This window comes from Halobellus captivus (assembly GCF_007655485.1).
In the GTDB taxonomy this organism is placed as follows: domain Archaea; phylum Halobacteriota; class Halobacteria; order Halobacteriales; family Haloferacaceae; genus Haloquadratum; species Haloquadratum captivum.
The window spans coordinates 310,799-328,154 of sequence record NZ_VJXQ01000003.1; the positions used below are offsets into that span (position 1 = coordinate 310,799).

General features: G+C 65.4%; 15 protein-coding genes. 7 read left to right on the plus strand and 8 right to left on the minus strand.

Features of this window, described 5'->3' with window-relative positions; translation table 11 throughout:
- Window positions 1-91: 91 nt before the first annotated feature.
- The 4 genes from FJT57_RS10915 to FJT57_RS10930 all read left to right on the plus strand — a co-directional run bounded on the left by FJT57_RS10915 (window position 92) and on the right by FJT57_RS10930 (window position 5,307).
- Entirely contained in the window at window positions 92-841 is a 750-nt protein-coding gene (locus FJT57_RS10915; protein WP_238993971.1) for an AzlC family ABC transporter permease, read from the plus strand.
- On the plus strand, window positions 841-1,176 hold the full coding sequence (locus FJT57_RS10920) for an AzlD domain-containing protein (RefSeq protein WP_144905085.1): 336 nt from the start codon (window positions 841-843) through the stop codon (window positions 1,174-1,176). Before FJT57_RS10915 ends, FJT57_RS10920 begins: the two co-directional genes overlap by 1 nt.
- 131 nt (window positions 1,177-1,307) lie before the next feature.
- The gene (locus tag FJT57_RS10925; protein ID WP_144905087.1) at window positions 1,308-3,356 is read left to right on the plus strand and encodes an AMP-dependent synthetase/ligase; all 2,049 of its coding nucleotides are present in this window, start codon (window positions 1,308-1,310) and stop codon (window positions 3,354-3,356) included.
- Between the two features lie 82 nt (window positions 3,357-3,438).
- Window positions 3,439-5,307: a cation:proton antiporter domain-containing protein gene (locus tag FJT57_RS10930; RefSeq protein ID WP_144905088.1), complete on the plus strand. Its 1,869-nt coding sequence runs from the start codon at window positions 3,439-3,441 to the stop codon at window positions 5,305-5,307.
- 104 nt (window positions 5,308-5,411) lie between these two features.
- On the opposite strand, the gene FJT57_RS10935 is transcribed toward FJT57_RS10930, so the two are convergent.
- Window positions 5,412-6,545 carry a thiolase family protein gene (locus FJT57_RS10935; protein ID WP_144905090.1) on the minus strand — a complete coding sequence of 378 codons (1,134 nt, stop codon included), beginning with the start codon at window positions 6,543-6,545 and terminating at the stop codon, window positions 5,412-5,414.
- Between the two features lie 152 nt (window positions 6,546-6,697).
- Here FJT57_RS10935 and FJT57_RS10940 point away from each other — a divergent pair, with 152 nt between their 5' ends.
- Both FJT57_RS10940 and FJT57_RS10945 read left to right on the plus strand, forming a co-directional pair.
- The gene (locus FJT57_RS10940) at window positions 6,698-8,074 is read left to right on the plus strand and encodes an ATP-binding protein (RefSeq protein WP_144905092.1); all 1,377 of its coding nucleotides are present in this window, start codon (window positions 6,698-6,700) and stop codon (window positions 8,072-8,074) included.
- An 87-nt stretch (window positions 8,075-8,161) separates the two neighbouring features.
- Window positions 8,162-8,986, plus strand: coding sequence for an MBL fold metallo-hydrolase (locus tag FJT57_RS10945; RefSeq protein WP_144905094.1), 825 nt, complete (start codon window positions 8,162-8,164; stop codon window positions 8,984-8,986).
- A gap of 39 nt (window positions 8,987-9,025) precedes the next feature.
- Here the strand turns inward: FJT57_RS10945 and FJT57_RS10950 are convergent, their stop codons facing one another.
- The 4 genes from FJT57_RS10950 to FJT57_RS10965 form a co-directional block, all read right to left on the minus strand.
- Entirely contained in the window at window positions 9,026-9,787 is a 762-nt protein-coding gene (locus FJT57_RS10950; RefSeq protein ID WP_144905097.1) for a maleate cis-trans isomerase family protein, read from the minus strand.
- Between the two features lie 173 nt (window positions 9,788-9,960).
- Window positions 9,961-11,931, minus strand: coding sequence for a TRAP transporter permease (locus FJT57_RS10955; protein WP_144905099.1), 1,971 nt, complete (start codon window positions 11,929-11,931; stop codon window positions 9,961-9,963).
- A gap of 18 nt (window positions 11,932-11,949) precedes the next feature.
- On the minus strand, window positions 11,950-13,083 hold the full coding sequence (locus tag FJT57_RS10960; RefSeq protein WP_144905101.1) for a TAXI family TRAP transporter solute-binding subunit: 1,134 nt from the start codon (window positions 13,081-13,083) through the stop codon (window positions 11,950-11,952).
- 305 nt (window positions 13,084-13,388) lie between these two features.
- Window positions 13,389-14,174: an IclR family transcriptional regulator gene (locus tag FJT57_RS10965; RefSeq protein WP_162524335.1), complete on the minus strand. Its 786-nt coding sequence runs from the start codon at window positions 14,172-14,174 to the stop codon at window positions 13,389-13,391.
- A 162-nt stretch (window positions 14,175-14,336) separates the two neighbouring features.
- Between FJT57_RS10965 and FJT57_RS10970 the strand changes: the two genes are divergently transcribed.
- Window positions 14,337-15,182 carry an MBL fold metallo-hydrolase gene (locus tag FJT57_RS10970; RefSeq protein ID WP_144905105.1) on the plus strand — a complete coding sequence of 282 codons (846 nt, stop codon included), beginning with the start codon at window positions 14,337-14,339 and terminating at the stop codon, window positions 15,180-15,182.
- Between the two features lie 81 nt (window positions 15,183-15,263).
- On the opposite strand, the gene FJT57_RS10975 is transcribed toward FJT57_RS10970, so the two are convergent.
- From FJT57_RS10975 to FJT57_RS10985, 3 genes are all read right to left on the minus strand, one after another.
- Window positions 15,264-15,794, minus strand: coding sequence for a DoxX family protein (locus tag FJT57_RS10975; RefSeq protein WP_144905107.1), 531 nt, complete (start codon window positions 15,792-15,794; stop codon window positions 15,264-15,266).
- Between the two features lie 98 nt (window positions 15,795-15,892).
- Window positions 15,893-16,873, minus strand: coding sequence for a DUF5787 family protein (locus FJT57_RS10980; RefSeq protein WP_144905108.1), 981 nt, complete (start codon window positions 16,871-16,873; stop codon window positions 15,893-15,895).
- A gap of 83 nt (window positions 16,874-16,956) precedes the next feature.
- A complete protein-coding gene (locus FJT57_RS10985; RefSeq protein ID WP_144905110.1) occupies window positions 16,957-17,289 on the minus strand; it encodes a NifU family protein in 333 nt (110 codons plus the stop codon).
- Window positions 17,290-17,356 lie beyond the last annotated feature (67 nt).

Sequence of the window (17,356 nt, forward strand, 5' to 3'; positions counted from 1 at the left end):
CTGCCCTCGCCGTTCCGAACGCGGCTGTCGCCGTCGATCCGCTCGACTGCAAACCGCACCGATTTACTCCTCGCACGCTGAACGCATTCCCGTGTCTCTCGTTCATCTCCCTCCCGAAATCCGCCGCGGCGTCCGCGACGTGGCACCGCTGCTGATCGGGATCGCCCCGTTCGGTCTCGTCGCGGGCGCGGCCGCGATCGACGCCGGTCTGACGCCGCTGCAGGCCGTCGGTCTGTCGGTGGTCGTCTTCGCAGGCGCGTCTCAGCTCGCTGCGATCGACCTCCTCGGCAGCAACGCCGAACTCCTCGTTGTCGTCCTCACGGGCGCCGTCATCAACCTCCGGATGCTGATGTACTCCGCGTCGATCGCGCCGCACTTTCGCGCGCTGCGCTCCGGGTGGAAGTCGCTCTGTGCGTACGTACTCACCGATCAGGCCTACGCGCTCTCGATCGCGCGCTACACCGACGCGGAGGCCGAGTTGGACCCCCGCGAGCGACGCCGATACTACCTCGCCGTCGGGCTGTCGCTGTGGGTCGTCTGGCAGTGCTGTACGCTCCTCGGAATCGTCGTCGGCGCGCGCGTCCCCGACTCCTGGGGGTTGGCCTTCGCCGTCCCCCTCGTCTTCCTCAGCCTGCTGATCCCGGCGATCACGACGAAGCCGAAGGCGATCGCCGCACTCGTCGGCGGCGGCGTCGCCGTCGCTGGCGAGGTCTTCGCGGTGCCGTTGGACCTCGGGCTCATCCTCGGGGGGCTGGCGGGCGTCGTCGCTGGCGTCATCGCCGACGAACGGCTGTCGACGGTGAGCGGGAACGCCGAGTCGGATGCCGGAGGTGAGCCCTGATGCCGACGGAGTACGGCACCCTGGCGGTGTGGACCGCGATCGTCGCGCTCGGCCTGGTCACGTTCGGGATCCGCGCGTCGTTCATTCACCTGTTCGGTCGCCTCGAAGCCGTGCCCGACAGGGCGACGAACGCGCTCAGATTCGTTCCGCCCGCCGTCTTCGCGGCGCTGACCGTCCCGGCCTTCATCGCTCCCGAGGGTGCGATCGCGGTCGTCGGCAACGAGCGGCTCCTCGCGGGACTCGTCGCCGCGGCGGTCACGTGGTACCTCGACGACGTCTTCGCGACGATCGTCGCCGGGATGGCGACGTTGTGGATCCTTCGGTTCGGGTTCTGAACGCCCCGGAGAGGCGTGGCTCTGGTCGTCTGCGAAATAAACGCGCGGTGGGTGGGGCCGCGTTCAACACCGAACAACCCGAAACCTCCGAACTACTGTAGATTTAATTCGCGTCGGTGTCTGGGTGGGCTATGAACTGGCGGGACGCGGAAGCGACGTACGACGACGACGTCCTCGGCGAGACGACGCTGGCTCGGATGTTCGAGGAGAGCGCGGCGCGAAACGCCGACGCGATCGCCCAGCGATACAAGGGCGGCATCTACGACCGATCGCTCGCGGCGGCCGACGTCGTTCCGGCCGCCCCCGACGGTGCCTACGCCGATCTGACGTACGCCGAGATGCGCGCGCTCGTCCGTCGACTCGCGGCCGGATTCCGCGATCTGGGTGTCGCACCCGGCGACCGCGTCGGCGTCCTCTCTGACACCCGGATGGAGTGGGCGCAGACGGATTTCGCGCTGCTTTCGGTCGGCGGCGTCGTCACCACCGTGTACACCTCCTCGTCGGAATCGCAGATCCAGTACCTCCTCTCGGATCCCGGCGCGAGCGGCGTCGTCGTCGAAAACGCGGACCTCCTCTCCCACGTCCTCGCCGTCGAGAAGGATCTCTCACTGGAGTTCATCGTCGTGATCGACGAGATCCCCGACGGCAGCGGGATGGGCGGAGCGGTTCGCGACCGCGACGACATCTACACCCTCGCCGACGTTCACGCCCGCGGAGCCGCTGTCTTCGACGAGGACGACGTCGAGTCGTGGCTGGCGGCGCGCGAGGTCGACGACCTCGCGTCGCTCATCTACACCTCCGGAACGACCGGCCGCCCGAAGGGCGTCGAACTGACCCACCGGAACTTCCGATCGAACGTCAACCAGAGCTACCGCCGGTTCGGCCCGCGTCCGGACCGCACTGGCGGATCCATCTCCCCGGAGGCGACGACGCTCTCGTTCCTCCCGCTCGCGCACGTCTTCGAGCGGTTGGCGGGGCACTACCTGATGTTCGCCGCCGGGGCGACCGTCGCCTACGCCGAGAGCCCCGACACGCTTCGGGAGGATTTCGGGCTCGTCCGCCCGACTGTCGGGACGTCGGTCCCGCGGGTGTACGAGAAACTCTACGACGCAATCCGGTCGCAGGCATCCGAATCGCCGATCAAGCGCCGGATCTTCGAGTGGGCCGTCGACGTCGGCCGCGCGCACCAGTCCGCGGACGACCCCGGCGCAGTCCTCGACGCGAAACTCCGGATCGCCGACCGTTTGGTCTTCCAGCAGGTACGCGAGGCGCTCGGCGACCGCGTCGACTTCCTCATCAGCGGCGGCGGCAGCCTCTCCCCCGAGCTGTGTCGGCTGTACCACGCGATGGGCCTGCCGATTCTGGAGGGGTACGGGCTCACCGAGACGTCGCCAGTCGTCGCCGCGAACCCGCCGGAGGCCCCGAAAATCGGGACGATCGGCCCGCCGCTCACGGGGGTCGAGACCCGCCTCGATCCGTCGATCGTCGGCGACGGTGTGGGCGGCAATCCTGGCACGCACAGTGAGAGCGACGATACCGGCGCGCACAGTGAGGGCGGCAATCCCGGCACGCACAGTGAGAGCGACGCGGAATCCGCGGCGGCGACGGAGGTGGGCGAGCTCCTCGTCCGCGGTCCCAACGTCACCGCGGGCTACTGGAACCGCCCCGATCAGACCGCCGCGGCGTTCACGGAGGACGGCTGGTTCCGGACGGGCGACATCGTCGAACGGGGTCCCGACGACTACCTCCGGTTCCGCGAGCGGGCCAAACAGCTCCTGGTGCTTTCGACGGGCAAGAACGTCGCACCCGGTCCGATCGAGGACGGGTTCGCCGCCAGCCCCGTGATCGAACAGTGTGTCGTCGTCGGCGACGGCCGGAAGTTCGTCTCGGCGCTCCTCGTCCCCAACTTCGAGGGCCTCCGCGAATGGGCCGGACGCGAGGGAATCGACCTTCCCGCGGAGCGAGCGGCGATCTGTCGCGACGAGCGCGCAGTCGAGCGAATCCAGCGGGAGGTCGACGCCGTCAACGACGGACTGGAGTCGTACGAGCGGATCAAGCAGTTCCGCGTCCTCTCCGAGGAATTCTCCGAGTCAGACAACACGCTCACGCCGACGATGAAGAAGAAGCGGCGGAACATCCTCGATCGCTACGCCGACCAGATCGAGATGCTGTACGAGTGACCCCCGGAATCTGGATCGACGGGGCGGAGGCGTGGTTTTATGCGCTCACGTCCCACCGAGAGAGACGTATGGAGGGACGATAGTGGCCGCCGCCGGTGGCTCGTTGCTGCTGCCCATCGTCGCCGCGATCATCGGAATCGGGGTGATCGCCCAGCTCCTCGCGGACCGGTTCCAGGTCCCGAGCGTCGTGTTCCTCATCGCGGCTGGCATCCTCCTCGGACCGGAGGTACTCGGCGTCGTGGGGCCGGACTCCTTCGGCAACGCGCTGGGCGCGATCGTCGGCCTCTCGGTGGCGATCATCGTCTTCGAGGGCGCGTTCCACCTCCGAGCCGAGAAGCTCGGGGAGGCACCGGCGGCGACGGTGAAGCTGATCACGTTCGGTGCGGCCATCGCGCTGGTGGGGACCGCGACCGCCGTCCACTTTCTGCTCAGTGCGCCCTGGGACATCTCGTTTCTCATCGGCGCGCTCCTCGTCGCGACGGGGCCGACCGTGGTCACGCCCATCCTTCGAGTCGTCCCGACCCGCGACCGGGTCGCGGCCGTCTTAGAGACCGAGGGCATCGTCAACGACGTGACGGCGGCCATCCTCGCGGTCGTGATCTTCAACGCGATTAACGTCGGCATCGACGAGCCCCTGGCGCTCCTGACGCTGTTCGCGGAGCGCCTCGGCGTCGGGGTCGTCGTCGGCGGGATCGTCGCCGGAGTGCTGTTCTATCTCCTCCGGTACGTGGACCTCTCGCCGGGGAACGCCCCCCGAAACGCTCGGCTGCTCGTCCTCGCGGGCGCGCTCGTCGCCTACGGCGCGGCGGACACGATCGACACGGAGGCGGGCGTCGCCGCCGTCGCGACCGCGGGAATCCTGCTCGGGAACGCCGACGTGCCGTACGAGGAGGAGATTTCGGCGTTCAAAGGCGACGTGACGCTCGTCGTCCTCTCGTTCGTCTTCATCGCGCTCGCAGCGCTCCTGCGCTTCGACGTGCTGCTGACGCTCGGCGTCCGCGGACTGGCCGTCGCCGTCATCGTGGCACTCGTCCTGCGCCCGGCGTTAGTGTTTCTCTCCGCGGCAGGCGATCGGTTCACCACCGGCGAAAAGTGGTTCATGAGTCTCGTCGGCCCCAGAGGCATCATCCCGGCGTCGGTCGCGACGCTCTTCGCCATCGGTCTCCGCGACGCGGGACGAACCGCGTCGGCGGACCTCCTCGTCGGGACGGTCTTTCTCGTCATCTTCGTCACCGTCGTGTTCGAGGGCGGCTTCGCCCGACAGATCGCAGAACACCTCGACATCATTCCAATGCGCGTACTCATCATCGGAGGCGGCTCGGTGGGCCGATCCCTCGCCGAGCGCCTCGAAGACCGCGGCGAGAACGTAGTGCTCATCGAACAGAACCAAGCGGTCGTCGAGACCGCCCGTAACGCCGGATTCACCGTTCACCACGGCGACGGCACCGACACCGACGTCCTGCAATCTGCGGGCGCGGAGAAGGCCCGGATCGTCGTCGGCGCGACCGGCGACGACGACGTGAACCTGCTCGTCTCGCAGCTCTCCAGCTCGAAGTTCGATCCCGAGACCCTCGTCGCGCGGGTGAACAACCCGAACAACGCCGAGGCGTTCGAAGAGCTAGGCGTTCGGACCATCTCGGCGTCGCTCGCGACGGCGCAGGCGATGGACAACTACATCGAACGCCCGTCGATGATGGAGTGGATGGACGAGGTGGGCCACACCGGGGACATTCAGGAGATCGAAGTCACCACGGAGGAGCTGATCGGACACACGATGCGCGAGATCGGCCCGAAGCTCCCGGGCGACTGTCTGATCGCGCTCGTTCAGCGGGATGGCGACACGCAGGTCCCCGGTGCGGACTTCACGATCGAGCGCGGCGACCGTCTCACGGTCATCGGCAGCCGCGAAGCGGTCCGTGAGGCGATCCAGTTCGTCAACCCCGACGCGTAAGGAGAGATCGGCCCTCATCGACGGGGACTACCGCGACCTTCCTCGACGAGGACTACCGCGGACTTTCCTCAACGCCGATTACCACGAATTTTCCTCAACGCCGACTATCGCGAGAACTCGATCGCCGCGCCCTGTCCGAATCCCACGCAGAGCGTCGCGAGCCCGCGTTCGACGTCGCGCGTTCGCATCTCGTGGAGCAGCGTGACGGGAAGGCGCGCGCCCGACGCGCCGAGCGGGTGCCCGATCGCGATCGCGCCGCCGTTGACGTTGTACCGCTCGGGATCGACGCCGAGTTCGCGACGCGCGTAGACGCACTGGCTCGCGAACGCCTCGTTGAGTTCGACGAGGTCGTAGTCGTCGATGTCCGTCCCGGCGCGTTCGAGGAGCGAACGCGTCGCCGGGACCGGCCCGATTCCCATCACGGTCGGGTCGACCCCCGCGACGGCGTTGGTTCCGACTTCCGCGAGGACGTCGAGCCCGTGTTCCTCGGCGAACGCCCGCGAGGTGACGAGCGTGGCGGCCGCGCCGTCGGTCACCTGCGAGGAGTTGCCCGCGGTGACGGTCCCGTCGCCGGTGAACGCGGGCGAGAGCCCGGAAAGCGCCTCAAGCGAGGTGTCGGGGCGAATCCCCTCGTCTTCGGTGACGGTTTCGTCAGCCGTCTCGATCGGGACGATCTCGTCGTCGAAGCGCCCCACCTCGGTCGCCTCGGCGGCGCGCTGGTGCGACTGCAGCGCGTATTCGTCTTGGGCCTCGCGGGACACCTCGTACTCGTCTGCGACCTTCTCGGCGGTCATCCCCATCTGAAGCTGGAAGACGTTGTACGCCTCCGAGAGCTCAGGATGAAGGTGCTGATAGGAGTCGCCGTCCATCGGCACGCGGCTCATACTCTCGACGCCGCCCGCGATGACGCACTCGCGGTTCCCCGCGGCGACCGCGTCCGAGGCTGAGATGATCGCCTGCATCGACGAGGCGCACCAGCGGTTGATCGTCGTCGCCGGGACGCTCTCGCCCAACTCGGAGAGCAACGCGATCACGCGGGCGACGTTGTTGTCCTGCTCGCCGCGCTGCTGGGCGACGCCCCACATCAGGTCGTCGATCGCGTCGCTGTCGAGTCCGGTTTCGGCCAGAATGTGGTCGATCAGCGCGATGGAGAGATCCTCGCTGCGGACGTCCTCGAAGACGCCACCGGCCTTTCCGAACGGCGTTCGGTACGCGGCGGCGATGACTGGTGTCGGCATAGTATTCTCTCCCGTCGCCGTCGTGATAAAAGGAATAGAACGCGAGAGGTCGGACGCGGAGTTTTCGCGTCCGATCCGTTGAACGGTGGTCGGTGGTTGCTGGTACCGACGTTCCGACGCGCTTATGCGACTGAGTCGGCAACGTCTTTGGGATGAGTAACCGGGCTCTCGAGGTCGTCGAATTTCTCCTCACGGCGCACCTCTACAGCGAAAACCGTGATCTCGACGAGAACGATCTGCCGCCGCGGTATCGACGTGTCTTCTGGACGGAGCCGTCCGACGACGACGAGGACGACGGACCGAACGTCGTCGGCATCGAGCGGCCGCTCGTCGTCACCGATAGCGTCGCGCGAAAGGCAACCGGGGTCGAGCACCCGTGGGAATCGATCTCCGATCTGCTCTTCACCCAGCGAGAGGAGTTCTCGGGGCGAATCTCGCTGACGCAACCGGAGATGGCGATCGAGTGGTTCCTCGACCGCGCAGACCGCGAGCGGCTGGAGACGAACCCGACGGTCGCGGCCGCCGTCGAGGGTCGTGAGGGCGTCGACGTGACGCACGCCGAGGCGCTCGAGCACACCCGCCCGATCCACGCCGACCGCGTCTGGATCGACAGCCTCCTGGAGGAGTACTTCGACGAGGACGAGGACGGCGAGATGCTCGATCTCGTGCAGGTCCGCGCGCCCGAGGAGATCGAGATGACCCTCAACGACCTCGTGCTGACGGGCGATCAAGAGGGCGAGATTCACAAACTGATGCAGGCGATCGAACACCGCGAGTACCTCGCCGAGATCGGCCTGCGCGAAATCGGGAAGATCCTCTTCGTCGGGCCGCCGGGAACCGGGAAGACGACCGTCTCGCGCGCGTTGGCCCACGAACTCGGCCTGCCGTTCGTCGAGGTGAAGCTCTCGATGATCACGAGCCAGTACCTCGGCGAGACCGCGAAGAACGTCGAGAAGACCTTCGAGGTCGCCAAACGACTCTCGCCGTGTATCCTCTTCATCGACGAGTTCGACTCCGTCGCGAAGACGCGCCGCTCGGACGAACACGCGGCGCTGAAGCGCGCGGTCAACACGCTGCTGAAGAGCATCGACGACATCTCGCTGATCCGCGACGAGGTGATCCTGATCGGCGCGACCAACCACCCCGACCAGCTCGATGCGGCGGCGTGGCGGCGCTTCGACGAGATCGTGAACTTCCCGAAGCCGGACAGTCAGATGCGCTCGGACATCCTCCGGATCATCACCCGCCGGATGGACATCGACGACTTCGACCCCGACGCCGTCGCCGATTTGACGGAAGGGCTCACGGGCTCGGACCTCCGGATGGTCCTTCGGGAGGCGGTGTTGGAGGCGCTGACCGAGGACAGAATGACGCTCACGCAGCAGGACATCGTCGAGGCCGTCGAGGACTTCGAAGAGCGTGACAACCTCAAGAATATGGATATGATGTCCGACGGCGAACAGCTCGTCGCGGGCAACGGCGGCGACGACGAGCATTCACACGACCACGACCACGATCACGACCACTGAGGGTAGCTCGATCAGTGCGGTCTCGGCTGCCGTCTTCGGACGCCGCTTCGACCACGCTTATCATCTGCCCGCTCTCATTCCTCTACGATGCGGGTCACACTCCTCGGAACGGGCGACACGACCGGGACGCCGACGGTCGGCTGCGAGTGCGACACCTGCGCGGAAGCGCGCCGCCGCGGCGTCGAGCGAACGCGCTTTTCGGTCCACGTCGAGAACGAGCGCAGCGGCGAGTCGCTGCTCGTCGACTTCAGCCCGGACTTCCGCCACCAGTTTCTGACGCAGGAGGTCCCGCTCCCGGACGCCGGAATCGTCACGCACATCCACTTCGACCACTTGGACGGCCTCGGCAACGCCTACCGGCTGTTCGACGACCTTCCCGTCCACGCCGCCGACGAAACCGATCCACAGACCGGCGAGAGCGTCGCCGAGACCGTCTCGCGGAAGTACGACTATCTCGATCGAGTGCACGTCAGTCCGGAGACGCCGTTCGAGCCGTTCGAGGTCTGCGGACTGGAGGTCACCCTCGTCCCGGTCGACCACCCGCCGCTGATCTGCTTCGGCCTCGCGATCGAGGATACAGAAACGGGAGCGAAACTGTCGCTGTCGGGTGATACGAGCTACGGCATTCCCGAGGCGTCGCGGGCGGTCCTCGACGATCCGGACCTGCTGCTCGCCGACGGTATCGTGCCCGCGTCGCTAAGCGAGCACCACCCTCGCGGTGGGAAGCACGTCGGCGCGGACGGCGTCCCGCGGACGTTCGGGCAGAAACACATGACCCGAGAGGGGGCGCTGGCGCTCGCTCGCGACTTATCCGCGACGGAAACGCGGATCGTCCACACGGCGCACTTTTATCCCGCAAATGAGGCGTTCGAGGAGCCGCTGGCGATCGACGGCGAGACGTACGAGCTGTGATCGGGGACGACAAACAGTGATCATTGCCTGTCGGCTGTGTCAGCGTTCGTTCATCCCGCCCGAGAGCAGTCGACCCGCTCCCGCCACCTGCGTGCTGAGATTGAGCTGATCGAGGATCTCGTAGGTGGTCGCCGTCGCCGCCGAGAACACGGGCAGCCCGAACTTGTCCTCTGCCGCCTGAATCGAAGCGAGCGACGGCATCTGCACGCACGAGGAGAGGACGAGCGCGTCGGCGTTCTCGGTATCGAGGTCCTCGGCGATGGTGAGCAGGTTCCGCTGGTCAAGTTGTGCGACCTCGAGGTTGTCGGGACATTCGAGCGTCTCGTAGTCGATTACCTCCACGCCTGTGTCCTCGAAGTATTCGATAACTGTCTGCGTGAGCGCTTCCATATAGGGCGCGATCAGTACCACGTTTTCGGCTTCCAGCCGTTCGAGCGCCCGAACGAGGGCGCCCGCGCTCGTGACGACCGGTGCTTCCGCGTCGTTCTCGACGGTTCGCTGACGGAGAGTGGCTTCGCTCTCCTCGTGGTATCCGGGTCCCTGCGCCATAATGCCGATGAGGCAGGCGTAGGCGAGGACGTCACAGCGGGCATCGGATAGTAACGTCGCGCAGTCTTCCGACTGCTCGTCCATACGCGCTAACTCCTCTTGGGTCACACTCTGCATCCGCATCCGACTGGAATGGAACGTGAACGATTCGGCGTAGTGATCCGGACGGGCCTGTAACATCGCCGGAATCTCCGTCTCCATCGTGACGTTCGAACTGGGTACGATCAGCCCGACTCGGAAATCGTTCTTCATAGCTCAGCTATCGTTTCGCACCCAGAGGATATGAGAATTAGCCTCACGCTTCCGATTTCTGAGAATTATCTCCACGCTTCCGAGTTCGGTGCGGGGCTGCTTCGATCCGGCTGGTGACGGAAATGCCCGTCACGGGCTTCGACGCTCCGAAGCGGGGTGAAAACGGAGGACTCTCACTGACTAGCGGAGCTGAACTGTGGGAATCCCCCGCGAAGCAGCACGGTCAGCGCGACGACCGCAACCCCGGTGAGCTGGATCGCGAGGCTCGGGCCGAACGCGATCACCAGGAACAGAACTGCCCTGAGCGCCCGCTCGTACCGCGGGAGCCGCCGTCCGAACTCGATGCCCATCGTGACCGACAGCGCGACCATCAGCCCGATCGCCTGGACCAACAGCGCGATGGGGGTCTCGGGGAACGACCAGAAGATCAGCGCGGGGTTGTACACGAAGACGAAGGGGATCAGGAACGTCGGACCACCGAGTCGGATCGATGCGAGCGCCGTCTCGATGAAGTCCGATCCGGAGATGTTGATCGCCATCGCGACCGCCAGCGCCACCGGCGGCGTGAGCGCCGAGAGCAGCGCGAAGTAGAAGACGAACATGTGCGCAGTGATCGGTTCGACGACGATGCTGTGGAGCGCACCGAGTTCGACGATGACCGGTGCGATGATCGTCGCCACGAGGAGGTAGGCCGCCGGGGTCGGCATTCCGAGGCCGAAGAGCAACGCCAGAATCATACTGATGACGAGGATGCCGACGAACGATGCGCCGGTGAGCGTCGACAGCGCGAACGTGATTCGGTTCGTCAGGCCGGTCGCGCCGAAGATGTTGATCACGACCGCGAGGGCCGCGAGCAGCGCGACGAACGGCGCGGCCGACTCGCCGCCGTGTCGGAGCCCGCTCAAGAACTGTCTGAGGTATTTCCGGAACGTAGAGAGACTGATCCCGTCGTGGAGCTGCAGGTACACGAATCGCGTCGCGAAGAGCGTCAACACCGTGTACAGCCCGCTGTAGAGCGGGCCGAACCGCTGTACGATGAGGAGGTAAATCAGTACGACCAACGGGATGAGGTACTGCGCGCCCTGCACGAAGAACTCCGTCCGAGATTTCTCCGGCGCACTGTCTTCCGCCTCCGACCCGCCGCTCTCCCAGTCGTACCAGATCGACCACTGATACACGCCGTAGCTCGTGACACCGTAGTACAGGAAAGCTGGAATGGCCGCCGCGATGGCGACGTCGGCGAACGCGATCCCGAGGATGTCGGCCATGATGAACGCGGCCGAACCCATAATCGGCGGGAGGACCTGTCCGGCCGTACTGGCGACCGATTCGATCGCCCCGGCGTGCTTGCCGAGGATGCCGCGCTCCTGCATCAGCGGAATGGTGAACGAGCCCGTGGCGGCGACGTTGACGCCCGCCCCGCCCATCATCGTTCCCATAAACATACTCGACACGACCGCGGTCTGCGGGACGGCACCGCTGAACGAGCCTTCCAACCGCTCTGTGAGTTCCAGGATGAGATCGAAGCCGCCGAACATCCGCACGATGCCCGCGAAGATGACGAAGATCGCGACCCAGGTGGCCGCGATCTGCGTCAGGAACCCGTAGACGCCCTGCAGCGAGATCGTGTTCTTGAACACGATCGTCTCCAGCGTCAATCCGCCGTGATTGAGGATGCTCGGAAGGTACGGACCACCGACCCCGTACAGCACGGTCGCGAGGACGAGCGCGCCGAGGAAGTGCCCGAACTTGTCCGAGGTGACGACCGTCACGAGGACGATCAGCAGCCCCCCCGTGATCAGGTCGGCGTTGTTGTAGATCACGAACGCGCCGGTTTCGAGCCACCGATCGAAGGCGAGATGGACGTACGCGACGGCCGCGATCGACAGGACGATCAGGAGCGCGCACGACAACAGGAGCGGTCGCGAGGATCGACCGTCCGCGTCGTCTACTTCCGCCCGCGCCCGACCGAGGAAGTACGTGACTAACGAGAGGCCGAGCACGAGGTTCGTGAACAGTTGCTTCGGCAGGTACGATCGCATCGCATAGGCGATGACGGCGACTGACAGGAGGACGGCGGGCGCTCCGATGGCCGCGGCTCGGAGCCACGAATGTCGTTCGATAAACCCGCGGAGATTGGCCATTGTGTCTCTCGCTCCGAATCAGAAACTACCCGCGGTGAGGTCGTCGCTCCAGAGCCCCTGCTCTTCGAAGAACTCGACTGCACCCGGGTGGACCGGAATGTCCGGATGGAGGGTGCTCGTCCAGACCTCGTCGTCCTCGAAGAGCCGCCAGCCCTCGTGGGCGTCGATCAGGGCGTCGCGGTTGCTCCAGAGCGCGTCGAGGAGGTTGTACACGCTGTCGGCGTCGACCTTGTCCGTCGTGTAGTGCGGATAGTCGACCCGGACCGTCGTCGTCTCGCCTTCGTCGGTGTACTCCTCGATGCTGTCGCCGAAGTCCCCGTTCGGGAGGGTTTCCATCGAGAGCCACTCGTGGTCCTCGATGGCCTGCTCGGTCTCGTCGGTGAGCCCCAGCAGCCGGACGTCGTTGTCTGAGTATGCCTGCTGCATAAAGCCGGGCGTCAGTCCGCTCACGATGCCGGGGCCGCCCATCGCGTCGACCCGACCGGCGCTGAACTCCTGGGGGATCTCAGTCGCGCCTTGGTGGACGAGTTCGTAGTTGCCCTCGCCGACGGCGAGATCGAGTGCCGCCCGGTAGTATGCCTGGTACGTCGACCCCTGCGTCCCCGTCGCGATCGACGCGCCCTCGAGGTCCGACCAGTACTCGTACTCGCTATCGGTGGGTACCAGGATGGGTTCGATCAGCGTCGTCTGCGTCATCATCTGGTAGATCTCGTGATTGAACTCGACTTGCGAGAACTCTTGTTCGCGGTTCATCGCGTTGAGTCCCGCGAACGCCGTCCCGAACGCGAGCTCCTCGTCCCCGCTCACGAGCCGCACCATCGACTCCCCGCTGGTCCCCGAGACCACGTCGAGGCCGACGTCGCTCTCTCTGTCGAGGACGCCCGCCGCGGCGTTGTGCATCAGGAACGTCACGCCGTTTTGCGGACCGGAGATGATTCCGAACGTGGAGACCGACTCGGGCTCCGACCCCGACCCGCCGTCGGATCCGCCGCTGTCAGACGACGAGCCGTCGCCGTTGCCGTCGCCGCCACCGTCTCCGCCACCGCCGTCGCCCCCGTTGCCGCCCGAACAACCGGCGAGCCCGGTCAACGCGGCGACACCGCCGATCGTTTTGAGCGATTCGCGCCGTGTGAGAGACGTTCTCATCGTCATGCTACTCGTTTGGAACCGAGTATCGACTATAATTGTTACGATTAATTATGTTCTATTAGACGGAACACCGAATATCCCACCGAGCGAGCGAGAGAACCTGATACAATCGTGTAGGAATTATTATCTATTTGTTCTGGAATCGATGAGTGGACGGTAGCTGCCGTCGAACGCCCGTTCTATGGCGTTTTCTGTGGTCATAGCGAATTGCTGAAACCCGGACGCTCGCAACCCGAGGCGTTCGCACGAACGAAACGAGTTCACACGCCCTCTCTAAAACGTGTTCACACTTCGTATTTATACCGAGCTTACGCCTCGTATCGCATACTCAGTTCGATCTCGTTTTTCGTCCCGAGCAGCAGGTCCGAGAGCTCCGATCGCAGGTACGATTCGTTCAGCCTGTGGGCGGGTCCGGCGACGCAGATCGATCCGATCGGTGACCCGTCCTCGCGCTGAATCGGGACGCTGATCGCGTTCCCGCCGTCTACCGCTTCCTCGAGGTGAAGCGCGTATCCCCGCTGTCGAGTCCGATCCAGTTCGGCGAACAACGCGTCTCGATCGGTGATCGTCTCTTCGGTGTACGCCGGAAGCCCTCGCCGGTCGAGGATCGCGTTCACTTCGTTTTTGCTCAGTTGCGCGAGGATGGCTTTCCCCGCCGAAAACGCGTGGAGGTGCCCACGGTAACCGACCCGCGTGAACGACCGGTACAGCTCTTCGCCCGACTGCATATACAGGTAGACGGCGTATCCGTTCTCCTCGACGACCAGCCACACTTTCTCGCCGACTTTCTCCGCCAGCGCGTCCACCTTCGGCTTAGCGGCGTCATACAGCGGGTGTGACCGCTGTGCCTCGATGCCGTAATCGAGGTACAGCTGTCCGATCCGGTAGCCGTCGTCGGTCTCGACGAGATACCCCGCGTCCTCCAGGGTTCGGAGGTGGCGGTAGACGGTGCTCTTTGCACTGTCTGTCTCCTCGGCGATTTTCGACAGGGTCGCGGGACCGTTCTCCTTGAGGAACCGAAGCACGCCGATCGATTTCTGGGTGGCCTCGACGTAGTTCGGCCCGTCGTTTCCGCGACCGGTTCGACCGTCCATACCGTGCAGTATCGACGGATGTACAAAAGTTTCACTCTCGCGAACACACTCCGAAATATCGACAAAAACTGCCTCATTCTGCAGCATCCAGAATGTATATAATAAAAATGGCGAATGACTATCTATGACCCTCGAACCGATTTGCACGGAGGTGCGGCCGTCGTGAAAACGACGCTTCTCGGAACGGCGAACCCGATCCCGACGCTCGATCGCGCGGGGAACGCGATCGTCGTCGAGGTGGCGGGCGAACCGTACCTCGTCGACTGCGGGCCGCGAACGGTGTACGAACTCCTCCGCAACGAGATCGATCCCGGCGACGTGGAGAACCTGCTGTTCACGCACCATCACATGGACCACAACCTCTCGTTTTTCCACCTCGCGATCGTCGGCTGGACGGCGGGCCGGGAGTCGCTGGAGATCTACGGTCCCACCGGTACCGACGACCTCGTCGACGGGCTGTACTCACTCTGGGAGGAGGATATCGCCTACCGGCAGGAAGCGGGATATCCGGCTGAAGGGATCGAGAATATCGCCACGACGCGGGTGTCGGAGGGGTTCGAACTGGAGACCGACGAAGTCCACATCGAAACGCTCCCTGTCCAGCATTCCATCGAGACGTACGGCTACAAGTTCACCGAGAAATCGACGGGCGCGACGACGGTCCTTTCCTCGGACACCGCGAAGTTCGACGGTCTCTCGGATTTCGCCGCGGGAGCAAACGCCCTCGTGATGACGTGTGGCATCGTCCCCGTCGGCGAGACGCCCGAGGAGGGCTTCGTGTGGGAGCGATACACCGAACCGTACGAGGAGGAGCGGCGGAGCGTCCTGCTGAACTACCACGTCACGCCGACGCAGGCGGGCGAGATCGCAGCCGACGCAGGCGTCGACACGCTCGTGCTAACGCACTTCACGCCCTACCCCGACCGCGACGCGATCGAGGCCGAAGTCGCCGAGGTGTTCGACGGCGAGGTCGTCGCCGCTCGAGACGGCTGTACGGTCTCCGTCTAATCCGTTTGCCGCTATTCGATCCGATTCTTGCGTCGAGAACGAATTTTGCCGCGGGTCTTCACCGCGGGGGTGAAGCTGCGGTCACCCGAGCAGATACTTCGCCGCCCGCGTCTGCCCGAGCCTCGTCTGTTCGAGGACCGCGTCGAGGCCGAGCACGCGACCCGCGCCGAGGACGCCAAGCGTGACGAACAGCAGCAACCCCATCAGGTCGCCGTTGACGAAGCCGTGCGCCCAGCTGGCATTCCCGAGGTAGAAGAACGTCATCAGGACTCCGCCGAAGAGGCTCGCCAGTCTGACGAGCGCGCCGACGACGAGCCCGAGTCCGATGAGCGCCTCCCCGACCGGGACCATAACGTTCGCGAACTCGACCATCCACGGCGTCTGCCCCGCCCACACGAGGAAGCCCTGGATGGGGCTGCTCGCGCCGACGTTGACGAGGTAGCCCTGCGCGCTGAAGGGTTCGCCCGAGACGAAGGCAAACTTGGTGATCCCGGAGTGGAGGAACCAGTACCCGGTCACCACCCGCAGCACGGCGACCCAGTACCCCGCGAGCGTTCCGTGCAGGTCGAAATCGAGCGGATTCGCGATCGTCGTTTGGGTGAATGTGGCCATCGTGCGTCACCTCACATCTCAACGTTGGCCCGGAAAGTCAGTATAAACCCCGGCCGGTTTTCAGATCCTTGGAACGAATGTCCCCGATTCCGGGTGAACTATCCGAACCGGTCCAACCCTGTCTGCCGCCGAACCACGCCCGGCGGATCGCGCCGCCAGGACGTCCGCGAGTCACGGTGTTCGTCGGCAGCCACCTCGGGAGGAGATCCCGGCGCGTATCCAGTACACTCGGACCCGCACGCTCGGCTCGGTTCGACGACGCACTCGAACTGCGCGCAGTACGGACGGCCGTCAGCGGTCGCGCTCGCGTGCGCACACGCCGGAAAATCGTAGGTCCGCCACCCTTTGCCGTAGGCTCGTTCCGCGATCCGTCTCCGCGCCCGCGCCTTCTCGTCAGTGCCGACGATCGCGACGTCGGTTCTGAGCGGTCGCTCCTCGACGAGTTCGACGCCCGCGCTCTCGGTCGAAAGCGACGTCGACTCGCGAATTACTTCCTTTCGCCCCGTCTCGGGATCGAACCGCCAGACCCCCACCGCTCTCGGGATCCGATTCAGGTGCGCTCGGGTGACGTGACTCTCGGTCGCCAAGACGACCTCCTCGAAGAGGCCGAGCGAGACGTCGGTCCGGAGCTGCCGCGACAGTGCCCCCGGATCGCCGAGATCCGGCTTGTTCTCGATACCGACTAGCCCCTCGAACCACCCGTCGGGATACCGCGTCGTCCGTCGGAGATACTCCCGGCCCTTCCGTCGCTCGCGCTCGAAGAATCCGACGTCGATCGCCCGCTCGACGACCTCCTCGCGGAGCCTCCACGACTCGCGGAGCGCGCGGTACCGGGAGACGGCCTCGCCCGCGCCGACGCCGCTTTCGATCGCTCGAACCGGAATCGATCGATCCGTTATTCTGGCGCGCTCCTCGAAGTCCGGACCGGGAACCACGCCGACGACGTCGACGATGCGCCGCCCCGAGCGGTCGACCGCCGCGCCGAGCTGGCGGCTGAGCACCCACTCCGTCGTCTCTTCGAGGTGCGCACAGAGCGCGAGTTCGAAGGCGAACTCCCGGGGTGCGTCGGCGTCGTTCACGACCTACCGACGGCGCTGCGGAACCAAAAACGCCTCGTCGTCGACGACTGTCTCGTTTCCGAGCCCCGTGTCGTCGCCGACACTCAGAAGTGACCGGGGTCGTCCGTGCCGTACTGGAGCTCTCCGCCGCGACCGCCTTCTACCGTACTGCTCCCGTGATCTCCCGAGCTCGGGACCTTCACGCGAACGTCCGTGATCTCCTCGAACTCCATCATCAGATCGGCGGTGATGTTGTCGGCCGTGATGTTCGAGATGCCGCAGCCGGCGCACGCGCCGCCGAGTTCGACGACGACCTCGCCGGTGTCGGGGTCGGCCTTCCGGACGACGCTCTCGCCGCCGTGCATCTGGATGATCGGCATCTGCCCGGCCATCCACGTCTCCACGCGCCGCCGGAGAGAGTCCTCGGAATCGCTCATTACACCCTCTTCGGGCTCGACGCTTTGGAACTTTGCGGTTCTGCTCGCCCCGCACTCGCCCTGAGAA